19 protein-coding genes are annotated in these 20619 nt (G+C 58.0%); 13 read left to right on the top strand and 6 right to left on the bottom strand.

From position 1 onward, the window contains the following. Nucleotides 1-184: 184 nt before the first annotated feature. From ACI3K0_RS27665 to ACI3K0_RS27635, 7 genes are all read left to right on the top strand, one after another. Nucleotides 185-3055 (top strand): ATP-binding protein, encoded by a 2871-nt coding sequence (locus tag ACI3K0_RS27665; protein WP_404946704.1) that lies wholly within the window; start codon nt 185-187, stop codon nt 3053-3055. 129 nt (nt 3056-3184) lie between these two features. After that, nucleotides 3185-4186 (top strand): zinc-dependent alcohol dehydrogenase family protein, encoded by a 1002-nt coding sequence (locus ACI3K0_RS27660; protein WP_404946703.1) that lies wholly within the window; start codon nt 3185-3187, stop codon nt 4184-4186. A gap of 36 nt (nt 4187-4222) precedes the next feature. Next, complete coding sequence (locus ACI3K0_RS27655; protein WP_206828786.1) at nt 4223-4522, top strand: 4-oxalocrotonate tautomerase family protein; 300 nt, start codon at nt 4223-4225, stop codon at nt 4520-4522. Nucleotides 4523-4785: 263 nt separating this feature from the next. Continuing rightward, nucleotides 4786-5610: an alpha/beta fold hydrolase gene (locus ACI3K0_RS27650; RefSeq protein WP_206828799.1), complete on the top strand. Its 825-nt coding sequence runs from the start codon at nt 4786-4788 to the stop codon at nt 5608-5610. A 94-nt stretch (nt 5611-5704) separates the two neighbouring features. Beyond that, nucleotides 5705-6670, top strand: a complete 966-nt coding sequence (locus tag ACI3K0_RS27645) for an MBL fold metallo-hydrolase (protein WP_404946702.1) — start codon at nt 5705-5707, stop codon at nt 6668-6670. Nucleotides 6671-6803: 133 nt separating this feature from the next. After that, the gene (locus ACI3K0_RS27640; RefSeq protein ID WP_206828784.1) at nt 6804-7241 is read left to right on the top strand and encodes a DsrE family protein; all 438 of its coding nucleotides are present in this window, start codon (nt 6804-6806) and stop codon (nt 7239-7241) included. A gap of 123 nt (nt 7242-7364) precedes the next feature. Next, the gene (locus ACI3K0_RS27635) at nt 7365-8210 is read left to right on the top strand and encodes an SDR family NAD(P)-dependent oxidoreductase (protein WP_404946713.1); all 846 of its coding nucleotides are present in this window, start codon (nt 7365-7367) and stop codon (nt 8208-8210) included. 147 nt (nt 8211-8357) lie between these two features. Here ACI3K0_RS27635 and ACI3K0_RS27630 read toward each other — a convergent pair whose 3' ends face one another. Next, nucleotides 8358-9302, bottom strand: a complete 945-nt coding sequence (locus ACI3K0_RS27630) for a cupin domain-containing protein (RefSeq protein ID WP_404946701.1) — start codon at nt 9300-9302, stop codon at nt 8358-8360. A gap of 100 nt (nt 9303-9402) precedes the next feature. Here ACI3K0_RS27630 and ACI3K0_RS27625 point away from each other — a divergent pair, with 100 nt between their 5' ends. The 3 genes from ACI3K0_RS27625 to ACI3K0_RS27615 are packed head-to-tail and all read left to right on the top strand — an operon-like array spanning nt 9403 to nt 11949. Further along, nucleotides 9403-9855 (top strand): nuclear transport factor 2 family protein, encoded by a 453-nt coding sequence (locus ACI3K0_RS27625; RefSeq protein ID WP_404946700.1) that lies wholly within the window; start codon nt 9403-9405, stop codon nt 9853-9855. Next, the gene (locus tag ACI3K0_RS27620) at nt 9852-10937 is read left to right on the top strand and encodes a Gfo/Idh/MocA family protein (protein WP_206828780.1); all 1086 of its coding nucleotides are present in this window, start codon (nt 9852-9854) and stop codon (nt 10935-10937) included. Before ACI3K0_RS27625 ends, ACI3K0_RS27620 begins: the two co-directional genes overlap by 4 nt. Continuing rightward, nucleotides 10930-11949, top strand: a complete 1020-nt coding sequence (locus ACI3K0_RS27615) for a zinc-binding dehydrogenase (RefSeq protein WP_404946699.1) — start codon at nt 10930-10932, stop codon at nt 11947-11949. Before ACI3K0_RS27620 ends, ACI3K0_RS27615 begins: the two co-directional genes overlap by 8 nt. Before the next feature lie 269 nt (nt 11950-12218). Here the strand turns inward: ACI3K0_RS27615 and ACI3K0_RS27610 are convergent, their stop codons facing one another. Further along, the gene (locus ACI3K0_RS27610) at nt 12219-12500 is read right to left on the bottom strand and encodes a DUF4242 domain-containing protein (RefSeq protein ID WP_206828778.1); all 282 of its coding nucleotides are present in this window, start codon (nt 12498-12500) and stop codon (nt 12219-12221) included. Nucleotides 12501-12869: 369 nt separating this feature from the next. On the opposite strand from ACI3K0_RS27610, the gene ACI3K0_RS27605 reads away from it, so the two are divergent. Then, nucleotides 12870-13682 carry a class I SAM-dependent methyltransferase gene (locus ACI3K0_RS27605; protein WP_404946698.1) on the top strand — a complete coding sequence of 271 codons (813 nt, stop codon included), beginning with the start codon at nt 12870-12872 and terminating at the stop codon, nt 13680-13682. A gap of 44 nt (nt 13683-13726) precedes the next feature. Here ACI3K0_RS27605 and ACI3K0_RS27600 read toward each other — a convergent pair whose 3' ends face one another. Both ACI3K0_RS27600 and ACI3K0_RS27595 read right to left on the bottom strand, forming a co-directional pair. Next, the gene (locus tag ACI3K0_RS27600; protein WP_404946697.1) at nt 13727-14668 is read right to left on the bottom strand and encodes a mechanosensitive ion channel family protein; all 942 of its coding nucleotides are present in this window, start codon (nt 14666-14668) and stop codon (nt 13727-13729) included. Nucleotides 14669-15021: 353 nt separating this feature from the next. Next, on the bottom strand, nt 15022-15396 hold the full coding sequence (locus ACI3K0_RS27595; protein WP_206828776.1) for an SPW repeat protein: 375 nt from the start codon (nt 15394-15396) through the stop codon (nt 15022-15024). Nucleotides 15397-15921: 525 nt separating this feature from the next. Between ACI3K0_RS27595 and ACI3K0_RS27590 the strand changes: the two genes are divergently transcribed. Next, on the top strand, nt 15922-16797 hold the full coding sequence (locus tag ACI3K0_RS27590; RefSeq protein WP_206828775.1) for an alpha/beta hydrolase: 876 nt from the start codon (nt 15922-15924) through the stop codon (nt 16795-16797). 111 nt (nt 16798-16908) lie between these two features. On the opposite strand, the gene ACI3K0_RS27585 is transcribed toward ACI3K0_RS27590, so the two are convergent. Beyond that, entirely contained in the window at nt 16909-18510 is a 1602-nt protein-coding gene (locus ACI3K0_RS27585) for a DHA2 family efflux MFS transporter permease subunit (protein ID WP_404946696.1), read from the bottom strand. Then, nucleotides 18507-19538: an HlyD family secretion protein gene (locus tag ACI3K0_RS27580; protein WP_404946695.1), complete on the bottom strand. Its 1032-nt coding sequence runs from the start codon at nt 19536-19538 to the stop codon at nt 18507-18509. Before ACI3K0_RS27580 ends, ACI3K0_RS27585 begins: the two co-directional genes overlap by 4 nt. A 329-nt stretch (nt 19539-19867) precedes the next feature. Between ACI3K0_RS27580 and ACI3K0_RS27575 the strand changes: the two genes are divergently transcribed. Then, nucleotides 19868-20485, top strand: coding sequence for a TetR/AcrR family transcriptional regulator (locus ACI3K0_RS27575; RefSeq protein ID WP_206828772.1), 618 nt, complete (start codon nt 19868-19870; stop codon nt 20483-20485). Nucleotides 20486-20619: the final 134 nt, after the last annotated feature.

Below are 20619 nucleotides of genomic sequence, written 5' to 3'. Positions count from 1 at the left end.
AATGGCATGGGACATAGAAGTTGCGCAATAATAGATCGACGCCCTTCTTCATCCCTCTCGTATATTACAATTTTGGTTCGAGCGGTCGCCCGCTTCAAGTATTTCGACAAGCTAACATTGCCTTTCATCGAGACTTTACTTCATACTTAGGGCTCGAAGCGCTCAGTCATCAGAGAAGGACTTAATGCAAGGGGAAGCGCCACCGAATGTCACGCTCGCGGCTGGTGAAGCGACCGCCTTCGGTTCGTTCGTCCTCTATCCGGTGCGGCATCTGTTGCTGAAAGACGACGAGCCCGTCGCCGTTGGCTCCCGAGCTCTCGAAATACTCATCGCATTGACCGAGCAATCGGGTGAACTGGTAACGAAGGACGAACTGACCGCGCGGGCCTGGCCAAACGCCACGGTGGAGGAATCCAACCTCAGAGCGCAGATCGCATTGCTCCGCAAAGTGCTCGGCGACGATCAAGCGGCCCCCCGTTTCATCGCCGCCGTTCCTTCACGCGGCTACCGTTTCGTTGCGCCTCTCGTCCGTTCCCGCGTCCAAGAAGAACCCGAGGCGACAACCGCGCCGAACAACCTTCCAAGACAGCTGACCCAAGCCATAGGACGTGAAGAGCCAATCATGATCGTCGAAGGGCGTTTCCTAAGGTCTCGGCTGGTGACGATCGTCGGACCAGGCGGCATAGGAAAGACAACCGTAGGTCTTTGCGTAGCGGAACATCTGGCTTCATTGCATAGGCATGGTCTGTGCTATGTTGACCTGGCACCGGTCACGAATCCGCAACTCGTCCCTTCTGTCCTGGCTTCGTTGCTTCGTCTCCCTGAGACATCGCGCGATCCGACCGGGTCCCTGGTCGAATACCTTCGTGCAAAGCACATGATCCTCGTATTCGACAGTTGCGAACTCGTTCTCGAAGCCACTGCTCGGCTCGTCGAAACCTTACTCCGTCAGGCTCCGGAAATCAGCATTCTTGCCACCAGCCGAGAGGCTTTGCGGGTGGAAGGTGAAAGTGTCTATCGGCTCCCACCGCTGGATATGCCGCCATCGGCCGCGGGTTTGACTGCCGCCGACGCGTTGGAGTTCCCTGCTATTCGCTTGTTCGTCGATAGAGCGGCGTCGTCTGGAAGCGGTTACCTTTTCGATGATGACGAAGCGCCTGTCGTCGCGCACATATGCCGCCAACTCGACGGCATCGCACTCGCCATTGAGCTCGCGGCGGCACGGGTGGAGGCGTTTGGCACGCGCGGCATCGCGGAACTTCTGAACGATCGCTTGCGGTTGCTGACAGGTGGACGGCGCACCGCTCTGCCCCGCCATCAAACCCTGGCTGCGATGATCGACTGGAGCTATGGGGCGCTGTCTGAGGGGGAGCGAAGAGTCCTACGTCGACTCGCAATGTTCGCTGGCGATTTTGGACGGGAAGCGGCTGTTGCGATTGCGTCTGACCCTTCCGCCCCCGAGCGCGATATACCGGGTCATCTTGCGGACCTCGTCGCGAAATCCCTGGTTGCCGTCGATGCTCAGCGCACTGCCGCGCGATATCGTTTGCTCGACACGACACGGGCCTTCGTCCTGGACAAAGTTCGCGAGGAAGGAGAACTCAATGCCGTCATGCGGCAACTGGCGGCCTATCTACTCGAAATCCTCAAACATTCGCAGGAGGAAGTCGAATCCCTGTCGAGCGAAGAATGGCTGTCGCGGTATGAGATCCATCTCAACAACGTGCGCTCCGTTCTGGACTGGGCGTACTCGGACCAGGGCGATCTGGAAGTTGGCCTTGAGGTCACCGTCGCCGCCATTCCGATTTGGTATCAGCTTTCTCTCGTCGACGAGTGCCTGACCAACGTCCAACGCGCGCTGCTGGGCATCGCCCCCGGAGTGACAAGAAACAAGCACGCGCGTCACATCATGCAGCTCTACAGAGCGCTCGGGCTATCTCAAGCTTTCAAGATCGGTTTTGCGCCGCAAGCGATAGCCGCGTTTGCCAAGGCACTGGAGGTATCGGAAGAACTGGGCGACCTCGACGCTCAGGCGGAAGCGCTCTGGGGCCTGTGGGTAGCGCAGGTGGGTATGGGTGAATATCGCTCGTCCCTGGGCAGCGCAGAACGTTTCGTCGTTATTGCCAAGAGTGGGCTTGATCGTTTTATCGGTGACCGCATGCTCAGTATGACCCTGTTCTGCATGGGTGATTTCCGGGGTTCTCGTCATCATGCGGATCTCATGTTGGCGCACGATGTCTCGGCTGAAATATCGTCCCCGAACTCAGTGCGTTTCAGGTTCGGCCAGTCGGTCTCGGCACGAATTCAGCCCGCTCAGCTGCTCTGGATACAGGGTTTTCCAGAGCAGGCCATGAACGCTGTAAGTACGGCCGTTCAGGCAGCGCGGAGTTCGGGCCATGCGATCTCGTTATGTGAAGCCCTGGCGCGTTGGTCGTGCCCAGTCTTCGTACACGTCGGGGACCTGGCGGCGGCAGATTCTGCGATAACAGAGCTTTTCGACGTAGCGTCGGCGAATTCGCTCGGCCCATGGGAGGTGTTCAGCCGCTGTTGGAAGGCAGCTCTGCTGATCGAGCTGGGGGCACACGAGCGCGGGGTGCCTCTCCTCCGAAACGGATTAGCCGAACTGCGTCAGGCAAAGCTTTTCAACCTCTACAAGGTCAGATTTCTTGGATATTTGGCAGAAGGTCTCTCCTCGCTCGGACAATATGTTGAAGCGCGTTCTTTGGTCGAGGCGGCGATTAGTGACAGCGAAACAACAAGCGAGCTCTGGTGCATTGCGGAACTCTACCGTCTGAAAGGTGATGTGCTCAGACGAGGGGGCGAGGACCTGGATCTCGTTGAACAATGCTATCGCTATTCGATCCAGTTGGCGGAGACGCAGGATGCCCTGTCCTGGGAACTGCGAGCGACAACCAGTATGGCAAGGTTGATACGCGAACAAGGGGACACCGCTCGGGCACGTGCGGCGTTGGCGTCGGTATACAACCGGTTCACCGAGGGCTTCGATTCGGCCGACGTGGTGGCGGCCAAGACTCTTTTGGCTGAGATGTCCTGACCTCTCCTGCGTCTCCGTGAACCTATAGGCCACAAGATTTCACCACGATTCACTGGCCTGAGAGCGGGCCGCTCTGCCATCTTCTGCGTGTCGCCGGATAGTCGTCGACACCGCATGAAGGGCACCCAGATGACCACAAAAGCCACCACCATGGACGCTCTCGTTCTGAACGAAGCCAATTCCGCCCTCGTCCGCACAACGATGGTCTGCCCAGCGCCCGCGGCAGGCGAGGTTCTGGTTCGGGTCAAGGCCAGCAGCGTCAATCCGCTCGACCTCAAGATCAAAAGCGGCCAGGCTCCCCACGCCCGCCATCCACTGCCAGCCATCCTCGGCATGGACGTCGCCGGGATTGTCGAAGCCGTCGGACCCGGCGTGACCGCGTTCAAACCACAGGACGAGGTGTTCGGCCTGACGGGGGGCGTAGGTGGTCTCCAGGGTTCGCTCGCGACTTTCATCACTGTCGATGCGGACCTGCTTGCCCCCAAGCCCACGAACCTGACCATGCGCGAGGCGGCCGCGCTGCCGCTGGTCTTCATCACCGCTTGGGAAGGCCTCGTCGATCGCGCGCAGGTTCAAGCGCGTCAGAAGGTACTCGTGCTTGGTGCAGGCGGTGTCGGTCACGTCGCGATCCAGATTGCCCGGGCTTTCGGAGCTGACGTCTTCGCGGTCGACAAGGCCTCCAAGCAAACCCAGATCGAAGAGCTTTGCGCCACGGCGATCGACCGCCATCAGACGACCGTCGAAGAGTATGTGAAAGACCATACGGGCGGACGCGGGTTTGACATCGTCTACGACACCGTAGGCGGAGCTGGGATCGACGCCGCTTTCAACGCCGTGACTCGCTTCGGCCATGTCGTCAGCTGCCTCGGTTGGGGCACGCATTCACTCGGCCCGCTCTCCTTCCGTGCCGCAAGCTACTCGGGCGTCTTCACGCTCCTGCCGATCCTGACGGGGGAAGGGCGCGCCCATCACGGGCAAATCCTGCGAGAAGCGAAGCGGCTAGCCGAAGCCGGTAAGATTACACCTCTCGTCGATCCACGCCGCTTCAGTTTCGAGAGTATCGCGGAAGCATACGCCGAAATCGAGAATAAGACCGCCAACGGCAAAATCGTGATCGACGTCGCCGATTAGAGCCACCTTCACATCTCTGAACAAAGGAAAGATGCCATGCCATTCGTCAATGTGAAACTGGTCGACGGCGTCTTCACGCCGGAAGAGAAACACGCCCTTGCCAAGGCCCTGACCGACGTCATGGTCAAGTTCGAAGGCTCCGAGGCCTTCCGCGAGGTCGTGTGGGTCCTTATCGAGGAACTACACACCGATGGGTGGCATATCGGCGGCAGGCCGTTCGAAGGACCCAAGTCTTTGATGACGACGCTTTCGAAATCCAAGGACATTGTCGAGATGATCGATGGCACGCCAACCACCCGAAAAGAATGGGCAACGGCGGCTCCGGTCCTGGGCTGACAATTCGCAATCTCGACACAGCAGAAAACCCGGCATCCGGACAGCAGACACCCGGAAGCCGAAAGAGGACCTGTGTCCGTCCCGCGGAGGTAAGAGACATGAATTCGGTCGACGCAACAATGACAATGCCCACTGCGACGAGACGGGATGTCCTGATCGGAGCCACTGCTCTCGCACTCGCCACGACGCTCCCTCTGGAGGCTATGGCCGCCACGGTGTCGTTGAACTCAACCACAGCAGACATTGAAGAAGGGAATGAGACCATGAGCAGCATCAGGACGAAGGACGGCGCGCAGATTTTCTACAAGGACTGGGGTAGCGGGCAGCCGATTGTATTCCACCACGGCTGGCCGCTGAGCGCCGACGACTGGGACAATCAGATGCTGTACTTTCTCAGCAAGGGATTCCGCGTCGTTGCGCATGACCGACGGGGCCATGGTCGCTCGAGCCAGACATCAGGTGGCAACGACATGGATACCTACGCGGCCGATGTCGCAGCCCTCGCTGAGGCGCTCGACCTTCGCGACGCGATCCACGTCGGCCATTCGACGGGAGGCGGCGAAGTCACGAGGTATGTCGCCCGCCACGGCAAGGGCCGGGTCGCCAAAGCGGTTCTCGTCTCCGCCATTCCGCCTGTGATGGTCAAATCCGCTGACAATCCTGGCGGTACTCCTATCGAGGTGTTCGATGGTTACCGAGCAGCTCTGGCCGCCAACCGGGCGCAGCTTTACCTAGATATCGCCAGCGGACCGTTCTACGGCTTCAACCGTCCTGGTGCCAAGATTGCCGAAGGGACGATCCGCAATTGGTGGCGTCAAGGCATGATGGGCGGAGCGAACGCCCACTACGAATGCATCAAGGTCTTCTCTGAGACCAATTTCACCGAGGACTTGCAGGCCATAGACGTCCCGGTCCTGGTGATGCACGGCAGCGACGACCAGGTGGTGCCGATTGCAGACTCCGCCGAACTCTCCGTCAAGCTGCTCAAGAACGGAAAACTCAAGGTCTATGACGGCTATCCGCACGGGATGTTCACCACCCATGCGGACGTGATCAATGCGGACATTCTGGCCTTCATCAAAGCCTGACCGCCTGGGCAGGATTCCAGTCCTGCCCTCCATCTTATCAGTTCCAGCTCGAAAGCGGTCGGCTCGCCTGAGACCGGCTTCGGAAAGGTATGTCATGAAGTCCGAACACATGCTCTCCCGTCGTGGGTTTTGCCTTTGCTGCATCGGCGCGGCCGGTTTCGCTGCCACGGGCGGCTGGATGAGTCCCCGCGCAGCCTATGCGGAGGCCCGCGGCCTCGTGAGCCTCATAAAGGACAGTGCCGCCAAGTCTGTCATCTCAGCCCATAAACTCAGGAACGGCATCACCGTCCTCGAGGGCTCCGGCGGCAACATCGCCGTGATGGACGGAAACGACGGCCTCGTCATGGTCGACGCCGGGATTAGCGTATCCCGCGAGCAGATGACGAAGGCTCTCACCGAAATCTCGCCACAGCCAGTCACACATTTGATCAACACCCATTGGCATTTCGACCACGCTGACGGAAACGCCTGGATCGGCTCTGACGGGACCAAGATTATCGCGCACGAGAACACCCGCAAATATCTGTCTCAGGTTCAACGGGTCGAAGACTGGGACTACAATTTCCTCCCGCTCCAACGTAACGGCGTGCCGCAACACGTCTTCTCAAAGGAGCATTCGCTCAAGCTCAATGGAGAGACCCTTGTCCTGAAATATTACGGGCCGGCGCATACCGATGGCGACATTTCGGTGATGTTCGCCGAGGCGGACGTCCTGCATGTCGGCGATACCTACTGGAACGGGATATATCCATTCATCGACCATTCAACGGGCGGCGGCATCGACGGCATGATTGCTGCGTCCGAGGCGAACCTTGCCAACTCCACGGACAAGACGATTATCATTCCAGGCCACGGAAACCCGGTCAGCAACCGCAAAGAGCTGCGTGAGTTTCGCGACATGCTGGTCGGTGTCCGCGAGAACGTGGCGACGCTCAAGCGTCAGGGTAGGACTCGCGACGAGGCGGTAGCCGCCAAGCCGACTGCGGCATTCGATGCCAGGTGGGGCAACTTCGTCATTGATCCGGGCTTCTTCACGCGGCTCGTATACGAGGGCGTGTAGCCGCAAAGAACTGCACAATTGATTGTTCCCTTTCCTGGCGCGCTCCTCCCAAGCCCATACGCGCCATCGGGGCGCCCCGCCGGGGCGTCCCGAACCGATCCGCTCAACAAATTCCAGTTATTAGGAGACGATCATGTCAGAAACAAAAACCGCCTTGTTCATCGATATTCCGGTTGAACTGCGGGAAGTCAAATCAGTCCACAGCATCGGCGGGCTCGAATTCGAAGGCGACCTGCCCGCAGCGCTATTCCACCTTCAGCTGATCACGACCGACATCGCTAACTGGAAAGCCGCGTCAGAGGTGATCGTCGTCTTCCACACCAACGCTGGCCACGTCACGCTTGACGACGCCGCCTACAACACGTCGCGCAACATCGCCACCGGGAACCCGTACAAGAAGCTTGTCGCCGACCTCATAGACATCGGCGTGAAGGTCGAGCTCTGCGGCGCGACTGCGAAGGTGAACGGCTGGGGCAATGCCGATCTCCTACCCCGCATCAAGATCAACCTGGATGCAATGGCGCGCACGATCCAGCTCGTCCAGCAGGGTTTCGTCAAGATAACCGAGTGACGTTCGGCTAGCCAAGCCGGCCGCGACATCATTCCTAAGGAGGCTGACATGCTTCAACTCCCATTCGCATTCCATTCGACAGCGTCGGACGTTCTGCTCGGTGTCGATCTGCGGGGAAAGACGATGATTGTGACCGGGGGCGCAAGCGGGATCGGCGTGGAGACGACGGCGGCCCTCGCAGCCGCTGGAGCCTCCGTGGTCATTGCCGCCCGTCGTCCCGACGATGCCGAGTTGGTCGCCAGGGACCTCCGGATCAGGACGGCCAATCCCGCCATCCAGGTCCGTCAACTCGATCTCGCCGACCTAAGCTCGGTCTGCCGCTTCGTCGACGATTGGGAAGGTCCAGTGCATGCGCTCGTCAACAATGCGGGCATCATGGCGCTGCCGGACCTCCAGCGCTCATCCCAGGACTGGGAAATGCAGTTCGCGACGAACTTCCTCGGGCATTTCGCTCTGACTGTCGGTCTTCGCCGCTCCCTTGCACTGGCTCAGGGAGCGCGCGTGGTCTCCGTGAGTTCCAGCGGCAGCCTCTTCGGTCCGGTATTCTGGGACGACCCGCACTTCTACTTCATTCCCTACGATCCGCTCCTTGCCTACGCCCAATCGAAGACCGCTTGCACACTACTTTCCGTAGCCATCAAGGATCGTTGGGCCGATGACGGCATTGTGTCAAACGCGCTCAATCCCGGAGCCATCGCTACCAATCTGCAGCGTCACACAGGAGGCCTGCGTACGCCCGAGCATCTCCGTAAGACTCCGGAGGAAGGCGCGGCCACATCGGTGCTGCTCGCGGCATCCCCCTTGGTGGAAGGAACGAACGGGCGCTATTTCGAAAACTGCGCTGAGGCTCCGATAGTCCCCCGTCGCCCTCAACTGAAGTTAGAAGGTGTGGCCGAATATGCCCTCAACAGTGCCAACGCCCATAGACTGTGGGAGATGGCCCTCGATCTCCTGGGAGATCGGGGATGAATACGTTTCAGCAGGTGATATTCATGGGGCTGGGCGGTCGAGGCGCGCTCACGCGGGTGCGATCGAGCGAAAGCACGGTCTGCATAACTTCATCAGCGACGTGACTGCCAATGCGGCGAGACATTCCTCAACGGCACGACGGTCGATCTAGACCATTTGACCTGTCTTCTGATCTTGCGATTCGCCCTTTGTCTTTTTGAACATGGATGGAGTGTGTCCCGTGATGCGCTTGAACACTTTGTTGAATGCGGCATCCGAACCGTATCCCGCCCTACGGGCGACTTCCGAAATCGGTGCGGACGATTTCAGAAGCATTGTGGAGGCAAAATGCACACGCCAGCTTGTGAGATATTCCACGGGTGTTTGCCTGAGGACGCTCTTGAAGTGCACGGCGAAGGCGGACCGAGACATGCCTGCGGTTCGGGCCAGTCTTTCGATGGTCCAGTCCCTTGCGGGGTCGGCATGGATTGCCTCGATGACAGACTTCAGGCGCTTATCGGACACCGCGGCCAGCCAACCCTGCTTGGGGCTGCTGCTGTCTTCGACATGTGCGCGTATGGCGTGGATGAACAGCAACTCGAAAAGGCGAGCGACGGCAGCCTCGGCCCCGAGGCCTGGACTAGCGGTTTCGATCGCCAACATCTCGAGCACCGACGCGATAGCGGTCGTATGGCCCTCGCTTTTCTTGAGGTGCAGAAAGCGCGGAAGCACGTCAAGGACGGAGTCGCGCTCAAGCCGCTCGATTTCGAATGATCCGCTGATGAACGTCGTCGTGGCTCCGCCGCCGCCGAACTCTATTCGGTCTCCGACCCGGCCGCGCTCGATATCGACGCAATCGATCAGGAGGGAGCGTTCGTTATCGAAGATTTTATATGCGGTCTCGTCGAGCAAGATGAAAACGTCTCCGCTTAGAAGCCGCGTTGGTTCGACCCTGTCGGGCGTCGTCAGCACAGCCGCCCCTTCGACAACGTGGACGAATTTCACGACGCGCTCGCCCGGGGAAGAGATTCCCCACGGCGCGCTCGCTTCCAGACAGGTGAACTTGGCGCCTTTTATACGCGGGGCGGCGAAGATTTTGGAAAGCGTATCCATGAACTGATGACCATTGGACGATTCGACAAGAATACAGGACTGATCGATCTCAACCGTCCAGAGCGAGCGTCCTATGTAGGCATCAGAAAGGAGACTTCAAATGCAAGACGACAATCAAGTATTCCACGAGATCGAAACGAGGAAAGCTCGGTACTGCCGATACATCGACACCAAACAATGGGACGAGTTCCAGGAGCTGTTCCTGAATGAGCCGTACATCCGCTTCATGGATACCGAAGGGCAAACGATACACGCCTTCGCGTCGTTGGACGATTTCGTGACGACGAGCGCCCGTTATCTCGAAGGCGCGCAGACGATCCATCAGGTCCACAACGCCGAAATGGAACGGGTTTCCGACCGCGAGGTGAACGCGATCTGGTCGATGGAGGATTATCTGGTTTTCCCGCGCGTCGACCAGACACGACCCGCCAGCATGCACGGGTACGGGCATTACCATGAAACCTGGCACCTGGAAGGCGGCGAGTGGCGGATCGCCAGGCTTGAGCTCCGTCGAACCATCCTGGAAATCGCTTCCAAGGAGCGCGTCCAATGACCCATTCACCGATTAGAGTTGGTATCATAGGTGTTAACACTGACCGGGGATGGGCCTCGACCGCGCATGTTCCCGCACTGCGAGGCCTGCCTCAGTACCGCCTTTCGGCGCTGAGCCACAGCCGGATCGAAACCGCAAAAGCATCCGCCGAAAAGTTCGGCTTCGACCACGCGGTCTCGTCCACTGAAGAGCTTGTCCATCACCCTGAAGTGGACCTCGTGGTGGTCACCGTCAGGGTTCCCGAACACCTTCAACTCGTGACCGCCGCGCTCGAGGCCGGGAAGTCGGTGTTTTCCGAATGGCCGCTCGGCATGAACTTGCGGGATGCTGAAACAATGAACTCGCTGGCCGCGCAAAAAGGTGTTTCGGCGATGATCGGCCTTCAGACCCGCGCGAACCCGACACTTCGTCACATGCGCAGTCTTATCAAGCAGGGCTATCTCGGCGAGGTGCTTTCGGCATCTGTCATCGGATCGGGGATAACCTGGGGGGAAGAATTGGAGGAGGCATTCCGATACACGCTGGACCCCTCCAAAGGTGCAAGCATGCTGCACGTGCCGTTCGCCCACACTATCGATGCCTTACTGTTCGCCCTCGATGAGGATTTTCTCAGCGTGTCGGGGACATTGGTCAGTCGTCGTCCGAGTATACGGATGATCGATAGCAGGGAAATTGTCCCGCTCGACGTCGCCGATCAGGTTGCCTTTACTGGTAAGCTGACCTCTGGCGGTCTGGTGACGAGCCATTTCCGCGGCGGGCTGTCACGTGCGACCAATTTCCATGTGGAGATTAACGGCACCAGAGGCGACTTGTTGCTGACAAGCCCCGTTGGCTACGTGGGGATAGGCGGCTTCAAGCTCATGGGGGCACAGGCAAACGAGACGCTTCACCCGATCTCCGTGCCTGACGACTTCGGACCTGAAGAAAACGTCCTGATGGGGAACGTGAGGAAGCTCTACGAACTGTTTGCTTCCGACCTCCAGTTTGGCACTGGCCAGGGTCCGACGTTCGGCGATGCTGTCAAACTCCACAGGCTGATCAAAGCGATCGAGCATAGCGACGGGGTGGCGCGCGATGTCTGATACAATGCTGGCATTGGTGATGGATGCTCCAGGCGGACCTGAAGTCCTGAAGGTCCGGGAGATAGCCAAGCCGAAAATAGGACCCTCCGATGTCCTCGTGCGAATACGGGCCGCGGGCATCAACCCCGCAGACTGGCAGAACAGGAAGAGCGGAGAAAGGCATGACCCTGGGGCCGAGATCGGATCGTCGACGATCCTCGGTATCGATGGAGTTGGCGTGGTCGATGAGATCGGTCAAGCGGTTAACGGGGTCATGGTCGGAGACGAAGTCTGGTACATCGACGGCGGCTATCCGGGTAATCCCGGCAGCTATGCGGAATACAAGGTTGTCCACGGCGCATACGTGTCCAAGAAACCGAAAAGCCTGGACTTCGTGCAGGCCGCTGCGCTTCCGGTGGTCGGGCTGACCGCCTGGGAAGCCGTCTTCGACAAAGGGAACGTGAAGGTGGGCGACCATGTCCTGGTGCATGGAGGCGCGGGCGGTTTAGGGCATATCGCCATTCAGTATCTCGCGTCTATCGGGGCCCGGATTGCCACCACGGTATCGAATGAAGTCAAAGCGGAGTTCGCCCTTGCGATGGGTGCCGAACTGGCGATCCGTTATCGGAGTGAGGATGTGAACGAGAAGCTGAGGTCCTGGAGTGGCAAGGACGGCGCTGACGTCGTGTTCGACTTCGTCGGGCATGGGAACTTCGCTCGAAGCTTCGAACACGTCACGCCGTACGGCCAGTTAGTGAACACCGTGGTTTCGGACTGGCCAATGGGCGGAAACGCGCTGGCCGAATGGAAAAACCTCGACATCTCGTTCGTCAATATCGGTCTACCACAAATAGCCAGGGATCACAGGAACAGGCTTAGGCAGGTAAAGGTCCTGGATGCAGTCGCCGAGATGGTCGATCGGGGCAAACTACGAGCGCACATCGACCGCGTCGTTTCGTTTGAGGGCGTCGGTGACGCGCACCGGGCATTGGAAGCAGGCGAAACAATGGGGCGTGTGGTTTTGCAAGTCTGACGGGCGGCCCCGCACGTGCTTGATGTGGGCTGGGACGCTACGTGCCTCCCCAACATCGGCACGTGACGAAAGTGCGCATAGTGCATGACGCCGTAGCTCGGAAACTCAGGATGATCCCATCTAATCGGCGACGGTTCGGATCCGTTCAAGGCGAACGCGGCTCCTCCTCGCCGCTGATCTCGTACGCTCTTTTTTACCGACGCGGTGAGGTTGAGAACTGCGACGCTCCAGAGATGGTATTGCGAGTTTTACACAGTCGGAAGACAAGCTTAGGCTGCAGAAGCTGCGGTCTCTGGTCCAATGATGGCGGACACTTCTGTAATTTTGTTCGCTGGAAAGCCACCCAACTCCGCGTGCCGTCGAATGTCATCAGCACTTGGAGCCTCATGAACGCAATAGATCTTATCGCCAGCGACATAGCTAGTGATCCACTTGTACGGGATGTCCAGGTTCGAAACGACATCGTTCGACTTGGCTGAGATTTCGCAAAGATTTTCCGCGGTCAGTTTGTGGGCACCAGGAATATCGCGCTCTATGATGAAAGTCGGCATGTCGGGCTCCTCCCCCGTTTCAACCTGGATCAGCTGGCTCCTAAAGTGATCGCGAGTCAATTTTATTCTTGTGCAACCGGCGTCAGCGGGCTGGCCATCTTACTGTCGATTCTTTCGAGCGAAGATCGATTTCGTCTTGAAAACCGGGTTGGCTGACCTGCAGTTTTGGAGGTCTTTTGCAGCACCTTGGGCGGCAAAAACACCCGATCCATCCAACAAGGTGCCTCAGACACGGGGCCGTCGAACCTCAATTCAAGCAAATTACATGTGGTGGTCGAGAATACGGTTCTTGGGGAGCCGGACCGTCCTTTGAGCCTTCCGCCAGAGGAGAACTAGGCGTAAAGTTCTTCGCAACAGGACGAGGTTGTCATGACAGGAACAGACAAGGTCTTCGCGGGCGCCATTCCGGCCCTCTACCAGGAGCATATGGTGTCGATGATCTTCGAGCCTTATGCGGAGGAAATGGCGAAACGCACTGCGTCCCTCGATCCCCGGAAGGTACTCGAGATCGCCGCAGGAACTGGTGTGGTGACAAGGGTGCTTGCGACACGGCTAGCACCCTCCGCCCGGATCATCGCGACCGATCTCAATCAGCCGATGCTCGATCTCGCTGCTGGCCTGCTGGGCGCTAGTGATCAGGTGACATTCAGGCAGGCGGACGCGTTGGCGCTGCCCTTTGAAGATGACAGCTTTGATGTGGTTGTCTGCCAGTTCGGCGTTATGTTTTTTGCTGATAAGTTGGAGAGCTACCGAGAGGTACGCCGGGTGCTGAAGGACGGCGGCGTTTACCTGTTTGCGGTCTGGGACCAGATTTCGGCCAATGCGTTCGTGACCGTTGCCACGCAAGTGCTTACCGAGCGCTACCCAGAAGCCCCCCCGCGCTTCATGGAGCGCACGCCACACGGCTATTATGACACGCAGGCGATCATCGCTGCGCTGCTAGAAGCCGGTTTCACAACAGCTGTTGCCGAAACTGTGACAAAGGTAGCTCGAGCGACAACCGCAGGCAGCGCAGCGATTGGGTATTGTCAGGGTACTCCGCTAGCCGGCGAAATCTTGGCGCGTGAACCTGGCGGATTGCAGGCGGTAACCGAGGCCATTGAATCAGCGCTCGCCGCTCGTTTCGGACCAGGCCCAATCGAAGGTGGGATAAGCGCCCAGATCATTACTGCCAAGAAGTGATGATGATCGCAAGAAGGTTCCTCTCAGCCGAAATGCCACGTGGATTAGTTTGCCCAGGGCGTTGGGCCAGATCCGCGGGATAAGCCGAGGCCGGTTGTGGCCCGCGCGATATGAGGGATCTTCATATCAATACGTTGAAGGTGAAGGTAAGGATTTTCAGTGGTATCGGTTTTTAGTATTGTGGCCGCCGGTTCGATACCCTTCAGGTCGCCGACTCGTTCGACTGTCGTCCGGTGACGCGGGAGGAACAGCGAATTCTGTGCTGAGGGGCCGAGCGAGAGGTTGTTTTCAGAGCAATGCTGATGGACGACATCTGTGACTTCGTTGCGCGCAGGCGTTCGGCCAGCTGGCGCTGTGATCCGAAACTGCAGTTCAACGTCGATGGCGATGGCGTCGATACCCTTTAGTGCGACAATCGGAGGGGGCGTCTGGACGATATTTTCGCAGGTCAATAACGCTGCTTTGAGTACGCTCTCCACCTCGGACGGACGCCTGCCGACGGCGATTCGAACTGCGAGAACTATGAGATGGGTTTCGTCTGGCCGAGTAAGATTGGTTAGGCCGATTTTCGCCAATGTACTGTTTGGCAAGACAACGAAATTGTTGGCAGGTGTCAAAACTTGCGTGGAGCTCCAGTTGTTTTGGACCACGCGGCCTTCTGTTCCGTCCGCCAGCTGTATCCAATCGCCAATAGAGAATGGCCTACCGAGCGTGAGCGCTATGCCTGAGAATAGATCGCTAAGTGTGTTTTGCAGAGCGAGGCCGAGAATAATCGCAACAACGCCAGAGGTGGCGACCAAAGTTCGAATAGGCGCGCCGAATACGAACCCAACGATGGCAAGGCTAACCCCCAGGTATACGCCCGCTACGATCAGATCCTGAACAAGCCTCGCCTCCCGGGGGCGCCGGTCGAGGACAATATACAGCCGAACAAACCCGATGCTCGCCCAGGCGAGATGTACCCACCAGAAGATGCGGGAATACACGGAAGAAGCTCAGGAGTGTCTTGGTCCGCGCCAAGGCTGTGCGGTGAGATCCCAGCACTCATCATGACCAATGTCGTCGAAACAAAAAAGGTGATCTGGACGACAACGCGAGCGGTTGGGCGTCTTGAGCCCTGCGCGTGCCAGACGATGATGCCCAGGATACCCAGAGTATCCACGATGAGGAGGACATAGACGAACGAAGAGAAATACATCTCGGCCTCGTTGACTTGAAAAGCGGACCGGGCACGTGCCGTTATCCCGGTCCATTCCTGTTTTAGATCAGCCGAAGCGGACATGGATCATCCGTGCCGGCATCAGTCATCGTGCTTCCGCCGATGTAGTTATGCTGAACCTCATTCGGCTGGAAAGCGCCTCGAGGGTGGCGTGTTGTTACGGACCTTGACGCTTCCAATCAGCTGCATGATGGCGATGGTCGCCACGCTCAGCCCGATGAGGACGTGAGTCCACATTGCGCCTGCCGCAGAGCCAAAACCCAGCAAGAATGGCGCACTGATCACCCAGCAGGCCAAAGTGAGATTGCACCACTCCGCCCAGTCGCCGTAGCGGCTCAGTGCCATGGCGGAGCATACCGCGATCAACAATCCAACCAAGCCAGCGTTCCACGCTGCTGCCGGTGCGCCCATGGACATCAAAGCGGCGCTTACCAGTCCAAACCCGAGCAGCAAGTTTGTCCATTCCAGTCCCTTGTTGGGCACTTCTTTTTTCATTTTTCGTCTCCTTTACATGTCTCCGTTGGCCTGGAAGGTAGGCCGCCACGGTTGTGAGAGAATGAGAGGAGCGGCGGCACGTGCCAACTCACCACGAGGGACTAATCTTTTCTAGAGAGGCTGAGGTCGATCTGAGGCAAAGCCATACTGAACTGGCCGAAGGTCTAGATTCGTCTATGCCTTGGCATAGGCCCGTTTCTTCCTTGATCCGGTTTCGGTTCGTTACGATTAATACGAATATTGTCGCCGTCAGATCCGAATAGGTCAGAGATCAGGAGGACAGAAAACGTGACGATTGAGACGCAGCGAAGGGCCGTGGGGTCTGCTGCCGAGCGACTGCAATGCCTCAATCGCGCGTTCGCAGTATTCGCGGTTTTCGCACTCGGTGCATGCATCTCTGAACCTCGGGGTGTGGGTTCGGATCCTCCATATCGACGGGTTACCGTCTTAGTCTCCACCGTCCGAGCCACAGATGAAGGATCCCCCCAAACATTCAACAGCGCGCTATCTCCAACGCTTCGCTTCATGAAGCACGTGATATCGATCCCGCCGACGCACAAAGCGGATGTGGTAGAGTGGCCCAGCGTACCTCCGGATCCCGGTCGGGAATTCGTCACGCTGACGTCCGAACGCCTGAGCGAAAAGGAATTTTCCGAGGCAGTTTCCGGTACGCATGACAGTTCTGTCCGCCTTTTTGTGCATGGATACAACAACACTTACCAAGAGACCGTCCTTCGCTTGGCTCAAATCGCCGCGGACTCTAGCGATAGGCGAACCGCAGTCCTGTTCGCTTGGCCATCTCGGGGGAGCACACTAAGCTACAATGCCGATCAAGAAGCGGCAGCGGGATCGGGCCCCGGTCTGGCGAAGACGATCGAGATACTGGTTCGTAAACGACAGGGCAGAATAGCACTTCTTGCACACAGCATGGGAGGATGGCTTGCGATGGAAACCCTAGCCGAGATGGGCAGAGGAAAAAGCCGCAAGACGGTTAGTAGGCTGGAGAGCGTCGTGTTGGCTGCGCCAGATATCGACATCGCCGACATGATCCGGCAGCTTGAGGCTATTGGCCGTTTGGAACGTCCGTTAACGCTCCTGGTATCAAAGGATGACGGAGCGCTCGCGGTATCCGGGTTCTTTACCGGGGGGAGGCGCGTCGGGGCGGACGACGTACACGATCCGCGGGTCCAAGCGGCGGCAAAACGGTATGGCGCCCGCGTGGTTGATATCTCCGAACTCACGGCCTCGGATGGATTTCGGCATTCCCGTTTCACGGCGATGGTCGCGCTCTATTCCAGATTCCACACCCAGATCGACGACCCCTCGGCGGCGCATTATGCCGGGCCGGGCACCTATGTGTTCCGAGCCGCAACAGCAACTTTGGAACCCGTAACTCGCTGAGTATTACGAAGAGCGTATCGAGCATCGTCGGGTGCGATAGATGGAACCCATCCGACGGGCTCTGGCCGCAGGATTTCGAGTTCAACAGTGCCGCAGCGTTAGAGTATGAGTCTATATGGCGGGGCGGTCAACGAAGGATTGCATCAGGCGATGAAGACCGATCTTGATGACCACGAGGACTGGGGCAGCCACAACAAACAAGACGGCAACTGCGATAAACGCAGTATCGAACGCAATCACTGTTGATTGGCCGGCTATGGCCTTCGCCAAAAGGCTCGTTGCCGCTCGGCTCGCAGCGGCCGCATCCATACCACGATCAGTGAGAGAGTTAACGGTGGTTGCGAGACGTTCTAGAAGCTGGGGAGAGCCGGTGCTAAGATGAGAGCCAAGAACGGTGATATTGGTGGTGATGTTGTGATCGATCAGTGTTTGAAGCCCACCGACACCCATCAACCCGCCGAGTTGGCGACCGGTATTGAACAGGCCTATCCCCAGCGCAATATCCGCCCTCTGAAGGTTGGTAAACGCAATAAGAGTGATCGACAGGAAGAGGAAACCTAGACCGCACCCTCGTAAGAGAATGGCGAGCATCATGTCGTCAGCACCGCTCTCACTGGTTGATCCAGACAACATCCACATCGCCATCATGATAAGCAAAATACCAAAAGGGACCGTGGCAAAAGGCGGTACCCTCCGAAACTGTATCATCAAGGCTGTGAGTGTAAGTGCGACGATGAAGACCGCTCCGCTCGGCAAAAGAAGCTGACCGGCATCTGTCGGAGTGAAGGCGAGAACTGCAACCGCGAACGAAGGGATTAGGTAGGCACTCCCGAATAATGCAGCCCCCGCTACGAAACTCACGATAAAAGCGAAAGCAAAGTCATCCGAGCGGAATGGGGTGAAATTGATCACGCCGCGTTTCGCCACTGTCATCTGGTGCGCAAGAAATATCAGCAAAGTTACTGTGCCGAGGGTGGTCAACCAGACAATGTGCGTTTGTTCGAACCAGTCCCAACGGCTTCCCTGGCTTAGAACATAGGTAAGACAGAAAAATGATATCGAGATAAGCGACACGCCGGCCCAGTCGAAGGGGGAGGGGGAGGGGTCTTGTTCATGGTTCGCAATCCCGTCAGTTATCAGTAAGCAACCGATCGCGGCGATGCTTAATGGAACGACACCGAGGAAGATCCACACCCATGAGTAGCTATCAAGTAGCCAACCTTGGAGCGCTGGAGCAATAGTCGCAGGAGCAACAACGGAACCCATCGCAAACAGCGCCTGTAAGATAGGTTGTTGGTATCGCGGATAGCTCACCAAAATCAGCGTTTGACCCGCCACAAGCAAGACACCGCCGGCCATGCCCTGGCAGACGCGCAGAGCAGTAAGCAATTCCAGGCGGTTGGTGAGGGCGGCGATGCCACATGCTGCGCCCATGATCAATGTCGCTGCTATGACCAGGCGGCGGGGCTCCATCCGTGTCATGAACCATGACGCCAGGATGAACCCGATCAGCTTTGCCGCCGTATACCCGATGTCGAGCCATGCGAACTCATCCGGAGTGGCGTAGGTGTCGCCGATAATGTCGCCGCGACCTAACGAAAGAACGGTGCTGGCGACAGCTTCCGTCAGGGCTGCGAGCACGATGCCAACGACGAGCAAGGTGCCCGGCGTCGTGCGCTCGCGCTCAGTTATGGCAACGGGTGCCGTCGTCACGATCTCGCTCCTTGGACCAATTTAACCTTTGCGGATAGGCCAGGGACGAGGCGCGCAGTCGGGTTGGTAGCGGAGAAGCGGATCTTCACCGGCACCCGTTGAACGACGCGCACAAAATTGCCAGTGGCATTGTCAGCGGGAAAGAGGCTGAACGCGGACCCGCTACCAGGCGCAAAGCTGTCGACAACCCCCTCGATTGTTTCCTCGGAATAACCATCAATGGTAATAACTGCTCGTTGACCCGGGTAGATGTGTTCGAGTTGCGTTTCCTTGAAATTCGCTACGATCCACAGGTCAGACAGCGGGACGATGTCGAGCAGTGAAGCGCCTGGCGACACCAGCCGGCCGACTCTAACCTGACGGTTGCCCACGACGCCGGAGATCGGGGCTTTCACCACCGTATTGTCGAGATCGATCTGGGCGAGATCGCGAGCGGCTTTTGCCTGAGCCACAGCAGCTGTCGCTGCCTCGCGTTGGGTCGACAGAACTGCAATTCGCCGCTGTTGGGCCACTACACTTGCGGCAGCTGCGGTAACTCCCGCCTCGGCCCGTTCGCGAGCCGCATCGCTTTCATCAATGTCCGCCTGGCTGACGATATTGCTTCTTATCAGCTGGCGGTGCCGCTCAGAAGCCTTGATCGCCCGGTTCAACTCTGCTGAAGCCGATTGCTTTTGCGCATTGGCCTGCTGAATGAGTGCCTGCTGCAAGTCCGTCTCGGCATCAACATTCACCAATCGCGCCTGGGCCGCGTCGATGTTGGCGACCGCTTGTGCAAAGCGAGCCTGGTAGTCTCGGTCATCGATACGAAACAGGACGTCACCAGCTTCCACGGACTGGTTGTCCTCAACTTCGACGACGGTGACATATCCGGCAACTTTGGGCGCCAAGGTCGTCACGTTGCTGCGGATGTAGGCATTGTCTGTGTAAGTCTGGTTCTTGGAACTGGCCCAGGTCCATCCTGCGGCCGCCAGTACGACGGCGCCGAGGCACAGGGTCGTCCCGATCATTTTCTTCTTCGTCGTAGCCATAGTGGCCTCCGGTAATGGTCAGTACCATCGTTATGGTAACTTGAATTACCAGTCAATGGTCGTTGATGTGGATGACCACAGGGAAGGACCGAGAGACGTTTCCCCGCCGGCTCGGATCCGCACAATCCAATGATGCCGTCGAACGGGACCGCACGATATCGGGTTTGGGGATGAGGAGAGCCTTAGCTAAGTCTACCGTGACTATACTGAGGCATAGGTGGTGCGGGCTTTTGACCAAGTAGTCAGTACCCGTTGAAGCAAAGCGCGTCATTTGACAGACGCGGTAATGATGGTTACCACGCAATCTAATGGAATTGGAGTAGCATCACATGATACCCTTGGACTCTCGCCGCTCATCTGGCCGTAGGGAGGCACTGCTGCAAGCGGCTGCTGAAGTCTTCTTCGAACAGGGTTATTCCGCGACAAGTATCGATGCGATCATCGAACGGGCAGGCGGTTCCAAGAGAAACATCTATACCGAGTTCGGCAGCAAGGAGGGATTGTTCACGGCTATCGTCACGAGCAACGCGGACATCGCATTGTCCAGCCTTTCGCTCGAGGAGACAAGTGGTCGTAGTTTACATGACACGCTCATCTCGTTCGGGCAGCGTCTGATGAAGATCTACATGACGTCGACCGTGGTCGCCGTCTACCGCATAGCCGTAACTGAAGCTAGCCGTTTTCCGGACCTCGCCCGATCCCTTTATGACCAGGGGCCCGGTCGAGCAGCTTCGCAATTGGCTGAGGTGCTAGTGCGCGCGCGCGATCGCGGGGATGTCAAGGTGGATGACTGTGCCGGTGCCGCCGGTCACTTCGTCGCCATGCTCCGGGACAACACACATCTGCAGGTCGTACTTGGACTGCGCGAGCCTCCTTCCGATGAGGAAATCTCGAGAATCGTCATGTCTGCGGTTGATGTTTTTTTGAATGGAATCCGCGCTCGCTAACGTACTGAGTACCGATTTGGCGGCCTTCGTCTACATATGTCGCCGTCTGCACGAGGGTACGCTTGCCATTCGTGCATCACTTCCATTGGATCCATCTGCCAAGCCGTACGAACATGTGTTATATCGAATATGCG

Origin of the sequence: Rhizobium sp. ZW T2_16, from assembly GCF_044987325.1 — a bacterium.
GTDB lineage: Bacteria > Pseudomonadota > Alphaproteobacteria > Rhizobiales > Rhizobiaceae > Neorhizobium > Neorhizobium cellulosilyticum.
The sequence above is the reverse complement of the archived record's forward strand: the minus strand, read 5'-3'. Positions and strand labels throughout refer to the sequence as shown.